Consider the following 12,167-nt stretch of genomic DNA (forward strand, 5'->3'; position numbering starts at 1 on the left):
TTCGTCATATGAACGCCCGCGGATCAAGGTGCCATTTGTCCATAAACATCCGATAATTCCGTTCGACGAGCAATTGCTGCTGTTCCTGCCCCTCCTGCTTAAAGCTTGCGCTGCCTTCATGGTAGATCAGGCAATCATGGCAGACGATTAGCGAGTAACCATGCAATCTGGCCCGCAAGCAATAGTCATCGTCCTCGTAATGACCCGGTGAGAACCTTTCGTCAAGCAGGCCGATTTGCTCCATCAGCTCCCTGCGGAAAACAAAACAGATCCCGACGATACGCTCTACTTTTTTCCACTTCCGAGGGTCTATCACGTTAACTTCCGCAGCTATTCTCTGAAATTCATCGAGATTCTCGAATGGGTAATTCACCTGTTGAGAGCCGCTCGCAAAGTTGGTGACGGGGCCGACGATACCGACTTCCGGGGAACTGCGCAACGCGGCCGCCATATTGTCGAGCCAGTTCGGCGTTGCGACTGTATCGTTATTAAGCAGCACAAGCGTATCCCCGGTTGCGACTCTCAGCCCTTTGTTGCAAGCGACCGGAAACCCTGCGTTGCGCGGAAGAGAGACGAGAGTGAGCCCCTCTCTTCTGCACCAATCCGGCGTTCCATCCGTCGACGCGTTGTCGACGACGACAATTTCGCAGGTGGCCGATGTATATCGCCGGATCGAAGCTACGCAGCGTTGCAGCAAGTCGAGCCGGTTGTACGTCGGAATGACAATCGATACTTTGCCGTCCGTCATCGTTCCCACTCTCCCAATGCGTTACGATTGCGAAGTCCGTCTGGAAAATGCAATCTTCTTCCACGAGCATCCATCACTTCTTTCCAAGCTTCCACGTGATCGCCTGCCGAGAGCGCCCAGTAAGCGGGATTCATCGATCGTCCGCCGCTTCCAGCGGAAGTCCCGATCGTAATCCGCAGTCCTTTCATGATCGCCATCGCATGGGCTTTGGCGGGAACGGACAGCGCAGAGGCGCCGAGCGCGTCGATCGCATTGCGTGACAATGCGTATGGAAGAGCGGACAACGTGTTCATCTTGAGATCGGTCCGATTCATCGTCGCGTTCATGAATTCATAATAACGGGCCGCCGCTTTCCGATTGCGGAACTTCCCTATGCCTGCCGACAGATCGTTAAGCGCCACGTCCGCTTTCCCGTCGCATTCCCACAAAAATTTGGCGAGTACCGGCGCGGCGACCGCTTCCTGTCCGTCCACGAACAGCACGATGTCGGCACCGGTTAGTTTAGCGCCCAGTGCCCGTCCGACGTCGGCGTCTATCTGTTGCGGCAAATTGACGATTACAGCGTTCGCACGGTTCCTCGCCAGCGTGAACATCCGGTCCGACGCTCCCCCTGCCACAATGACGATCTCCTGCAGCGGCAGCGTATCTAGCTGCGCTAGTACGCGTTCGAGCGCGGCTTCGTCCCCCTCCGCGCAGACGACGGCCGACGCTTTCTTGCGCAGAGGGACAAGACAAAAGCGAACTTTTAATCCCGCGCCCTGCGCGTAGCCGGCGGCATAACGTTCCGATCGGGCTCGGACGCGTGTCCAGACTGCTCCCGCTCCGCCGCGCGCATCGAAATACCGTTTGTTCCACTGTCCATTCGCATGCTCAGTCATTTCGCTGGAACTTTTCACGTCCTCATGGCTTCGAATCGTTGCACCGTCACTTACTCCCGCCGCGTAATCGGGAGCGTGCGCTGCAACACGCGTCTTCTCCCGGTTGCCCGCCATGCGTCGAGCCGCTGATCCCGTTTTGCGATTGCGAGGCGCGCCTCCGCCTCCGCGCATTGTCCGTTCCCGTCTTTTCGCGATGTAAGCGGCTTTGCGAGTCGGCTTTTTCATCTCCTTCATCTCACCATCCATCTTTGGCGGCCCCCGTCGTCATAACCGCCGCGGCTATCGGACGTTCTCAGCCACCATTGGATCGCTTCCAGGTGATCCCCTACGATTAAAGGTTCCAGAGAATGGGTCCGTTCCCGTTTCTTCCGCAGCGGATTTAACTTGCCGACGTTAACGACCGCCGATCGTTCGACCTTTAACCCTTCGCGAACCGCAATCGTATGCGCGAGCGGAGGTACGGCCAGCGCCGTCGTACCGATCACGGTCAGCGCCCGTCTGCTGATCGCATGAGGAATCGCCGTTAACGAAGCGCCTTGCAAATCCTCTCTGCCAAGCAACGCGTTCAGCGCGTGTTTGGCTAGCACGACGCCATGGACGGTTGCCTTGTCGACAGGGCCTGAATAATCGTTTAACGCGACGTCCGTCCCCGCCGCCACCGCGTCGACGAACGGGCGCAGCTTTGTTGCCGGAATGACCATATCCGCATCAATGAACAACAGAATGTCGCCCGACGCCTCCCTCGCCCCGATCGCCCTGCCGACGTCGTGCCCGAGCGGGCGATCGAACACGATCACTTTCGCTCCGCTTACCTGCGCAATCTCCAATGAACCGTCCGTCGATCCGTTCGCGACGACGATCACTTCCGTTTGCGGATGAACCCGCGCTGCTTCCCGAATGACTCGGCCAATCGTTCGGCGTTCGTTCATGACCGGGATGACGACGGAAACGCGGGGTGCAGTCCACGGACTGGCGAGAACGGGCTCCCCCGCAACGGTCCGCTCGTTTGCCGGCGTACGTGATCGTCTCCGGGCCGCCGGGGCTTTTCGCCTCGGGCCGGCGACAAAACGTTTTTTCGCCGTACCGGAGCTTTTCCTCCCGGTTTTTCGCGCCACAGCAATCAATCCCCCTCAAAGTCGGGCAACGGTATACATGACATTGTATGTGTGACAAGTTTGTGTGTGTAATCAAATGGCCTACTCGCGCATATTCATGTTATTTGCCCTGAATTTAATCCTTTCAATAGACAGGTGAACTATACGGGGTAACACACTGTAGAGATTTTTCTTTATCCAGTTCAACTTTGAAAAAACAAAAGATCTCTGGATTAAATTCCAGAGACCTACAACCGAAAAACTTTGATTAATCTCAGCTTTCTTAACAACTACTCAAATACACAACGAAGCTTTTAATGTGTTTTCAAGATCAAAACAAAGTTTTTTTATTTTGTTAATCTGGGTTTCGATACTCTCTTCTCTGTTAATAAATGCATACAATCGTTTACGTTGTATTTTCATATGATATTTATTTATTATTCTTAGTTCTGTAGATGTCCATTTTGTCTTTGATAAATTCATCTCCATGAAAGGTGGTTGAGCTGATTTATTACCATCCGTAATCATAAATCTCATCTTCATAGAGTCAAAAATTAACCATAATACTTCATCCCTTGTCACAAAAACCGGAATCATTTTGTCAGAAACAAATTTTTGGCTAACCAAAGTTGGAAATGTTAAATCGAGGGATGCATTCCAAATTGAATGAAAAATATGCTCTACTGTTTTTTTATCTGAATGTATAAGTTTTCTTGCTTTTGGATGACCACTTAACAATAAATGCCCATATATAATATGAGACATACTCATTAAATTCACTTCATTTGCTAAAAAATCTAAATAAAAAATCATCTTGTCTATATTCTTCATTTCCGAATTTAGATAGTATAATTGGTATAATTTCAGCAAACAAGCATAACTTACGTACATCAATCTCTGAAAGACACTTTGTTGTTCTAGGCTGTTTCCCTTTGATGTTTGGCGTTGTGTTTTATCTTTTACAGGGTCAGAGAATTGAATTAATTTACTATGATCCAGCATTTGTAAAAAATCCATTTTAAACAACTTATTTAATAATAATAGTGTTTCTGATAACTTCTCTTCGTTTACTGCAAAACTACCGAGATCTCTGCAAGACTCCTCAACACCTAAAGAATAATCAACTTCAAGATCGTATTGTTCGATTACCCTTAAAAGATTCCTAAGCTCCTCCCACAAAACAACATTAGAAACAGTTTTACTTGGTTCCCTTATAAATTCCCTTAAATAAATACATATATTCGTATCCAAATGCAACTGAATTGCATTTGGACTTATCTTTTCCAACAGATCATCTAAAGTATCAATTTGTTCCTTAATGTACATTGAACTGAAATAAAACTTCATTAATCATCCTCCAAACATTAATTCCCTTGATAATACTAATCTAAGTAAAGAAGTTTCAACAAATTATTAAGTTAACTGACCTACCACGAACAAAAAGATAACTTAATCTTATTGCCAATCTGTATACTTGATTATTCCATGAAAGCAAGCATCTAAATATAAAGCTTAACCTCTTCCTCATCTAAGTAAATATTGGAATTTCCCAATATCTCTTTTTGATTGTTTTCGATTATTGACAAAAACTTTCCTTTGAATGGAACTATAGGTTGATTGAATTTGGATACAAGTTCAAGAATAGGAAATCCCGCAAATTTCTTGGATTTGTGCTCATCGTTAAAAAAACCCAAAATTTCAATTTCCGTAAAAATGCGAGCTTCGTTTAAGTCATCGGTATAAGTTCTATTTCCGTTAGCCCACCATGTCATTACGTCACTTGTTATTGTCCTTGGCACATTTAATACATAATAGCCCATAGGAACATCTTGTTCTTTATTCTTAGAAGGACGTACAAGATTGAAGATCATGTAGAAATCTTTTCCCGTAATGTTTTCCTCAAAAGTAACCATGTTCATGTCAGCAATTATAGAAAGAAAGTCGGTTAATTGCCGTTGGATTGATTCTACCTTTTTTAATTCATTAACTATATCAGTTCTATTTAATTCGTCCAGGCCTTGCATCTCATGATGCAACCTTTCAAACTCATTTTGCCAATATTTAATGTATTTACTCCTTCCAATAGCATTAAAAATATCAGTCTCCTTTTGAACTAGCGGCAAAATCCGCTCCTTATAATCATCATCTTTAACAAATTCAAGGACTTCGTACATACAGTTAATCGACTTCAAGTAATGTTCGCTTATTATCATAAGAACGTAGTCAGATTTTCTTACATTCTTCATAAATTCCTTTAAACTTTGGCGATATTCCACGTCACGTAAATCACGAGTAAGATTAATTCCTTTTGTTCTAAACATAATCTCAAAAGAGTCCGCAACTTTGTTATCATTCCAAGAGTAAGACAAAAAAATCTTTTCGGTAGCGGCTTGTAGTTTCTTAGTTTTGGAAGGCATGGAAGGAACTTTTTTAACCTCACTTTGATAATGAGCTTTAATACCTCCAAATCCCTCATAGTATCCACGGTCTAAAACCAGATACACTTCCTGTAATCCATTGGCTAGTAAACGTATAAAGTGATCTCCTTCCTCAATAGGAAGGTTCGAATCATTAATGAATATTTTGTTTTTCTGAACTGATGATTTAATATTGGAATATTCTTGCCCGTCAGTTTTAATCAAACTCACAATGTCTGTCATAAAATTATTAAATCGCATAATAAACCCTCCAATTGTAATTTTAATCATTGATTCCATTAATCCATACTTAGTTAATTTCAACTTCAATAAGAAATAGAAGGATTTTTATCAAATTAGCAAAATAATTCATCCGCAATTGATTTTGGTAATTTTTTCATTATACAACAGTCGGCAATATATGAAAATGTGCCTATACAAAATAAGCCTGCCTCATGTGGCGGCTTACTCTGCTTCGATTTTATTATTTATAGCATACCGTCAGTTCAATTCGATCCTCATCACGATCATACACAATTCTCTCCACCAACTGCTTTAATGCCTTGTTCTTTTCTTCATTTGTAACTGCGCCATTCCATATCTCTTGAAATTTATCAATCCGTTTATACATGCTGGTTATCGTTGGAAAATTGTCTTTATTCTCGAGTGTTCTTCTCAATTCGTGAATCTCTTCCTCTAAACCATGAATCTGCCTAACTCTAAGCTCTTTACGTTCAACAAATTCTTGTTTTGTTATAACGCTCTCTTCATATGATTCATACAATTTTTCCAGTGCACGCTTCTGTTTATTCAAGTCTTGTTCCTTTACCTCGATAATGACTTTTGTATCGTTAAATCGAACACCATGAATTTCGATTTCTTTTAATATTTGTGGGTCGACGTGAATGATTCGTTCGAATAGCGCATTGTAAAAATCATCATTCAATTGTTTGCCTTTCTGTTCGCATTTGCTACCGTCCTTATAAACATAGTTACATAGTAAAGTCCAATATTTCCCTTTGCCCTTGCCGTAGCCGACTCTCAGCTGCATCCTATGTCCACATTTTTCACAAACGACCAATCCAGATAAAGGCAAGACATTCCTTCTTGCGTTTGGATTAATCAATTTGTTTTTAGTTAATCGCTCAATGATTTTTTCGTGTTCTTCTGGAGTTTTTAATTTTTCATGGTTACCCATCGCCCTAATTCGTTCTTCATCAGGAACAATTTCAACTTGTCCACGCTTCGTTCGTGTTTTTCCAAATGTGATGTATCCTAAATGAACATCGGATTTCAGCAAGCGTCTAACCGTGACATGCGACCAGCCTTTATCCTTGCCATTGGGTTTTATCTTGTAAGGTGTCGGAATCTTATTGTTCGTCAGCCAGATTGCAATATCGATAAGATTTTCATCGTTCAAATATTTTTCAATGATGGCTCTGTAAATGGGACGATTCGTTTCATCTACTGCGAGTGATCTTGTGTTTTTATCATAGTAATATGGAAATGGAGGCCTGCCGCTTGTCCACATGCCCTTCCGTGCCCCGGCTTCTTTTCCCTGTCTCATTCTTCGTTTAATCGTCTTGTACTCTAACCTAGCGAATATGGACATAAAATCGAACGATACATCGTCATTATCTTCTTCTAAATCGAAAATCTTATTTGGCGTGATGATTACCGTTTCAGAATACAGGAATGTATCCTTGATCAATGCCCAATCCTTATTTTCACCTCTCCCTAGACGGTCAATATCCATTACAACCACACCATCATACATCTTATCTTCAACATGGCGGAGTAACTTCTGCATTTCTTTTCTGGATTCGATCTTTTCACCAGAAGCCACTTCTTCATACAGCCTATAGGACCAATTTCGATTATTTACAAGGGCTAGAAGGGTATCCCTGTGCTTCGAGAGCACATCGTCGAACTCCCCTTCATCCCTGGATTTTCGTAAATATACGGCCACATGTTTAATCTGTTTACTTTCCATCTAACTTTTCTCCTGATTTTGTTAATATTTCGTGACCTACCATTTAGAATGCTGGGCTTTTCGATTTATTTCGAAAAACCAACTTTCACTATGGAGGCACAATTCATGCAAAATAAATTTCAATTTGTGGTTAAAGAACTTAATCAACCTTCAGACAAAGCTGTTCGGCAATTTCATCAGCATGTATTCGACTGGATTAGTCGAACGACCGAGTCGGGTCAACAATATGACAACTCTCCACAAGGAATAGAGCATTCTACCCAAACAACCGACGAATCTTAACAAAATAAAAACAAGCCGGAGCACATTAATGAATGTTCCGGCTTGTTCACCATTTATCTTAGTTTATGTCTTCAAATGTACGGCAATGTATTCTCGCTCAGTCTTCTTCAAATAACGTTGCGAGTTTGCAAAAATGTACAGGTAACGCTCCTTGAGCAGGGACAGACGTTCCACATCTCCGGCGGCAATCGCTCCTTTGATCGCCGGAATCAACTGCTTGTTCGTCACGCCAAAACGACCCGGCATTACCAGTTCCTCGTCTTGACGCACTTTCGGCTCTGCACGCTCTGCCGCCACTTGCAGTTGTTCTGCTTGCTCTTGCTTAACTGTTTTACCACTCATCGATACGGCCTCCATCGTGTTTGTTCTTTACGATCGCGATCGTATCAAGTCGTGATGCCCTTGTACACGGCGAAGCAAAAAAACTATGGCACGAGCCATAGCGGTTCTTAGAACCAATCTCTTGCGATTGTCCAATGTGCATTTGAACTGTCCCATGTTACGACTTGCTTCGGGTCGAAATGCTCTTGCATGATCTCCAATTCAATGATTTGTTCGGGGCTGATACTTAGAAGATGCGGTTTGGGTATGCTATCGAAATCCCAAAAGTGAAACTTATACTGCTTATTATTTGTTCTCCGACTGGGTGCTAAATCGAGGGGCGCACATTTTCTGATTAACGTCCGGTTATCTTTCGTCCTAAATGTCAATCGTATGATCTTCTTTCGCTGAATCGCATCTGCAAATAGTAGTAACACTTTTTTATCCATATTTACACTTCCTGTCCACTTGTTTTCACTTCAATAATTCATACAAGTCGTTGGACAGATAATTACTTTTGCTCTTTCAGGGACAAGAAGTGTAAATTTAAAGCTGGTACTAAAATGTACAGTTGTGACACTTCAATTCTATTTTGGACAAAAGAAAAGGGCCAGCACGATGCGCTAGCCCTAAACTCGATCATTCAAATTAGGAATAGATGTCTTCGTCGACAGTATCCGCGTTTGCGATAAATCTGTAAAGTTGGTTGTAGGCAGTTTTGAGCGTAAGGTTTTCTCGCTCGTACATCACAAGGTCGATTTCTTTTACTATTCGCGCTCTACGCGTTTCCAAATTGATGAACAAATCCAAAGTATCCAAAAAACTGTCTTCATACAATGGATCTATCCAATAGTGGATCTCTCTACCGCTGCGCTCGGAGCTAACCAAAAAGTTATTTCCTGCAGCCTCATTAAAACATTTTTCAATTTCGTTCAACCATTTCATTTGTTCATTTCTCCTTTAGCGTTTGTTTGGTTCGCTTTATGCGAGGATGGATAAGTATTTATTTTTCAAAGAGCGAGGTTCGCAAAATATTATTTTATTTTTTCTATATTCAACCCCCAACCTCATTTATATCCTCATTATGCGCTCAGAAAATATTTGCCGATAGTGTTTAAATTTCTGTTCGGATTACGTAGGTGAAGCGCTTACATTTTTGAATTCACAATCCTGTCACATTTCACCTAAAGATTCAGGCTGATATAGATTTCATCCAGCTCTGACTTGGTTATTCCGATGTATGCCAGTGTCACGCCCGGCGAAGAATGATTCAGCAGCTTTTGAATGCGCGTGATGTCGACGCCGCTTTGATAGGCATGGTACGCGAACGTTTTGCGGGTTGAGTGGACACCAATCGCTTCCTTTATTCTCACCTGTCGAGCCGCATCGTTCAAAATGCGATACGCTTGAATCCGCGAAATCGGCTTGTTACCTTTGCGACTCGCGAACAGCACGCCAGATTGTCGTCCCGTTTCCTTCACGTAATCTTGTATAGCTTTTTTGCAGGTATCGGACAATGGGAAGTCCTTGCGTTTACCGGTCTTTTGTTCCCGGATGCTGATCCGCTCCTGCCGATGCACATCCTCGATGTTCAGCTTTAGCAAGTCCGATATGCGAAGGCCGGAGTTGATACCTAACACCAACAAAAGGTAGTCACGGATATTCTGACCGCGTAAATATTTCTTCATCGCTTCGATTTGTTTTTTGTTTCGAATCGGTTCCACAAACTCCATGTTCATCACCACTAACTTAATGTAATTAACTATATAGTAATTATATAAAGTGTTACATTCGACGTACACGGCTATTTTAGCGAAAATATGGAAATACCCACGAAGGTAAGCCGGGTAAGGCCTCGTGGGTATTTCATGCAAGTAACACAATATAAATATGTTACATGCTTACCTCGCAGACTCAACTTGATTCTTGATCCAACGGCAACGGAACATAGTGTCCAGGTTCGCATAAAATATCAGCGGTCACGACCGAATTAAATACATCATCCGGCAAGGACAGAATTAACCTTCGTTGAATACCCAGTTCAATCGTCCGAAGTAGTTCATTCTGACTCCAGTCGCCAAACATGGTGAATCGCGTAAAGAATGCGTTTAAAGCTGAATACTCTGCATCGTCTTGATGCCATGGATTACCTGCTCCCTGATCGTAATCGCGAAAATGTAAAGTCCCTTCGACCATACATAACGTATCCAGCGAGGTTCTTTGCATGCGTTTCAACATCACGACCGCCTCTCGAACAATATACTTCTCTTCGCCCAGTTCCAGTCGAATCTGTCGAATTTCCTCTTCAGAAGTAGGATCATCAGCCCTAATAATCATTCGGTAATCAATTATATTGCGAAGTGTTTCAACTTCCATCGTTTAGCCGCCAGCCTTTTACTGTTATTAATTTTTGTTGTAGATTTGAGAATGAATTATTCTACTCAGAATCGCTTCGAACTTTAAACATGACTTTCATAAATGTTCGCGAAGTAAATTCGAAATTTTACTTCAGCGAAGTAACTATAATCCCAAAATGCACTTCGTTGAATCCGAGAGTGCCCACATTACTAAATATATTATCTAAATATAGTACTATTTCTCACCAAGGTTCGAAATAGTAGCAGCGAGGGTACCCTCGCTGCATCCTTCTCGCGTTATTTTCTTCTCTTCTGAGTAATCCTTTGTTTATGTTCAGCTTTTATTCAGTGGTTTTGGTTAAGACAGCCACGGGCTGTCTTAACCTTTAAGTTGTCGTTCATAAATGAGCGTTATTTGCGTTTGATTAGGATCATAGTCGATGTAACCCGCTTGTTTAAGCGCTCGTTTTACTTTATCGATGTGATTAGTTGAACAACCAACCTTCTTCGCCAGTTTTATTTTATCCATCCGGCAACTATATTCCTGTTTATTCAAGTCGGTATAGCGCTTCAACGTGCAGTACGTCATCAGTTCCAATGCGGATAGGCGTTCGTCATAGGCAATTTCATAAGGAATTGCGGCATAATAAGTCTCATCGCATTTGATCGTGTATTCGTTGCAGCCCCATGCTTCTTTCCCATGTATAATCTGTTTACGCGACAACATATTGGAATCGCATAAGGTTCGAATATGTTTTCTGACTTGTCTCTCTTTCAACCCTGATCGTACCGCAATCTTTTGGATTTTGACCTTGATCTGTTTTTTCGCGCCGTCTCGAAAATATAGCAGTGCAAAATAGACCTTTTTAGCTTCATGTGCAATCGATAAATCCAATAATTCATAGGGGACTCGAATATGTTGTTTTTTCATGACGTTTAGTCCCAAGCGTTCTTTTGCATCCTTTCATCCTGTTATTCTCCTCGGCATTCATTATATTTTCTGTTTTCAAAGAGCCATTTTTTAATGAGTTCTCCTTCCACAACCATATGGTATTGCATTCGTATGCAGATTTTAACAAAAGAAAAACCGCTCCTTCGAAAAGAAGAGGCGGTCCATTTATGGACTGTATGTTTGGAAAAACTCGTTACATTTTTAGCCGCGATTCGAGGGACATTTCACTCGTTTCTAGCGAAATTGACGATTCTTTTTATTCGCTTTTAGCCGTTATCTTGTACTTGATCTAAACTTCCTTGGGTTCGACTAACTTCTAAACTTCACAATCAAGAATAGAATCAGGATGAGTGCTCCCCATCCAATAACGTTCCACTTGAAGTCTCGTACTGCATTAGGTGAATTCGCCCCACAATGCGGACAGACTTTTGCATTATCCGAGATAGGTTGTTTACATTTTTCGCAAGGCACAAGATCATTCGACATGCCAAATTCCCCTTCCTTATTTTGTATACCCCACCATTCGATCATATCACAAAAAAATATCGAAATATATAATTTTGTAGAGTATACTACGTGGAATTATAACCAAGGAAATCGATAATGAGTTCAAAAAGAGGTAGTCGACTTGAACTCAGAATCCATATTCGGATATGTCTTAAAAACAATTCGAAAAAAACAAAAAGTCAGCCAAGAAGAACTCGCCTTTCGCAGTAACCTTGATCGAACATACATTTCCATGCTGGAACGCGGCATTCATCAGCCTACTTTGAATTCTTTACTTGCGATTGCTTCGGCTTTGGAAATGAAGGCATCCGAGTTAGTTGCACTGGTGGAAGCTGAAATGCGGAAATAAAATTGACGATCTACATCTTAACTGAAATGAGTAACAAAAAATGAACTCCTGCGACTATGTGTCGTAGGAGTTCATTTTTTAGGCTTCTATGATTCAATCTGGGACATCCAAATGGAATTCAATATGTGTCTTATATCTTTAATCTTGGAGATGAATCTGGGGCAATCTGGGGCCTCTTAGGCACTATTTATATATTCATGAGTCTTACACATTTTAAGTTTTACCAATTCTTATTACATTTTATTGATTCACGCGAACATCCCATGTGT

The 12,167-nt window shown here is 42.3% G+C and carries 13 protein-coding genes; 2 read left to right on the forward strand and 11 right to left on the reverse strand.

What is annotated here, in order from left to right; all coding sequences use genetic code 11:
* Positions 1-4: 4 nt before the first annotated feature.
* The 6 genes from ACFPOF_RS22455 to ACFPOF_RS22480 all read right to left on the reverse strand — a co-directional run bounded on the left by ACFPOF_RS22455 (position 5) and on the right by ACFPOF_RS22480 (position 7,130).
* A complete protein-coding gene (locus ACFPOF_RS22455; RefSeq protein ID WP_378136812.1) occupies positions 5-748 on the reverse strand; it encodes a glycosyltransferase family 2 protein in 744 nt (247 codons plus the stop codon).
* A complete protein-coding gene (locus ACFPOF_RS22460) occupies positions 745-1,872 on the reverse strand; it encodes a hypothetical protein (RefSeq protein WP_378136814.1) in 1,128 nt (375 codons plus the stop codon). Before ACFPOF_RS22460 ends, ACFPOF_RS22455 begins: the two co-directional genes overlap by 4 nt.
* Positions 1,857-2,741: a glycosyltransferase family 2 protein gene (locus ACFPOF_RS22465; protein WP_378136816.1), complete on the reverse strand. Its 885-nt coding sequence runs from the start codon at positions 2,739-2,741 to the stop codon at positions 1,857-1,859. The genes ACFPOF_RS22460 and ACFPOF_RS22465 overlap by 16 nt, the downstream gene beginning before the upstream one ends.
* A 273-nt stretch (positions 2,742-3,014) precedes the next feature.
* On the reverse strand, positions 3,015-4,067 hold the full coding sequence (locus ACFPOF_RS22470) for a beta/alpha barrel domain-containing protein (RefSeq protein ID WP_378136818.1): 1,053 nt from the start codon (positions 4,065-4,067) through the stop codon (positions 3,015-3,017).
* Between the two features lie 152 nt (positions 4,068-4,219).
* A complete protein-coding gene (locus ACFPOF_RS22475) occupies positions 4,220-5,398 on the reverse strand; it encodes a toll/interleukin-1 receptor domain-containing protein (RefSeq protein WP_378136820.1) in 1,179 nt (392 codons plus the stop codon).
* A 223-nt stretch (positions 5,399-5,621) separates the two neighbouring features.
* Positions 5,622-7,130, reverse strand: coding sequence for a recombinase family protein (locus tag ACFPOF_RS22480; RefSeq protein WP_378136822.1), 1,509 nt, complete (start codon positions 7,128-7,130; stop codon positions 5,622-5,624).
* Positions 7,131-7,235: 105 nt separating this feature from the next.
* Here ACFPOF_RS22480 and ACFPOF_RS22485 point away from each other — a divergent pair, with 105 nt between their 5' ends.
* On the forward strand, positions 7,236-7,412 hold the full coding sequence (locus ACFPOF_RS22485; protein ID WP_378136824.1) for a hypothetical protein: 177 nt from the start codon (positions 7,236-7,238) through the stop codon (positions 7,410-7,412).
* 63 nt (positions 7,413-7,475) lie between these two features.
* Here ACFPOF_RS22485 and ACFPOF_RS22490 read toward each other — a convergent pair whose 3' ends face one another.
* From ACFPOF_RS22490 to ACFPOF_RS22510, 5 genes are all read right to left on the reverse strand, one after another.
* Positions 7,476-7,754 carry a hypothetical protein gene (locus tag ACFPOF_RS22490; protein WP_378136826.1) on the reverse strand — a complete coding sequence of 93 codons (279 nt, stop codon included), beginning with the start codon at positions 7,752-7,754 and terminating at the stop codon, positions 7,476-7,478.
* Between the two features lie 627 nt (positions 7,755-8,381).
* A complete protein-coding gene (locus tag ACFPOF_RS22495) occupies positions 8,382-8,678 on the reverse strand; it encodes a hypothetical protein (protein WP_378136827.1) in 297 nt (98 codons plus the stop codon).
* A 239-nt stretch (positions 8,679-8,917) separates the two neighbouring features.
* Positions 8,918-9,466 (reverse strand): site-specific integrase, encoded by a 549-nt coding sequence (locus ACFPOF_RS22500; RefSeq protein ID WP_378136829.1) that lies wholly within the window; start codon positions 9,464-9,466, stop codon positions 8,918-8,920.
* A gap of 181 nt (positions 9,467-9,647) precedes the next feature.
* Positions 9,648-10,109: a hypothetical protein gene (locus ACFPOF_RS22505; protein ID WP_378136831.1), complete on the reverse strand. Its 462-nt coding sequence runs from the start codon at positions 10,107-10,109 to the stop codon at positions 9,648-9,650.
* Between the two features lie 360 nt (positions 10,110-10,469).
* A complete protein-coding gene (locus tag ACFPOF_RS22510) occupies positions 10,470-11,021 on the reverse strand; it encodes a helix-turn-helix domain-containing protein (RefSeq protein ID WP_378136833.1) in 552 nt (183 codons plus the stop codon).
* A 649-nt stretch (positions 11,022-11,670) separates the two neighbouring features.
* Between ACFPOF_RS22510 and ACFPOF_RS22515 the strand changes: the two genes are divergently transcribed.
* A complete protein-coding gene (locus ACFPOF_RS22515) occupies positions 11,671-11,898 on the forward strand; it encodes a helix-turn-helix domain-containing protein (protein ID WP_378136835.1) in 228 nt (75 codons plus the stop codon).
* The last annotated feature ends 269 nt before the right edge of the window (positions 11,899-12,167 follow it).

The organism is Cohnella soli (assembly GCF_042655525.1).
GTDB classification, from domain to species: Bacteria; Bacillota; Bacilli; order Paenibacillales; family Paenibacillaceae; genus Cohnella; species Cohnella soli.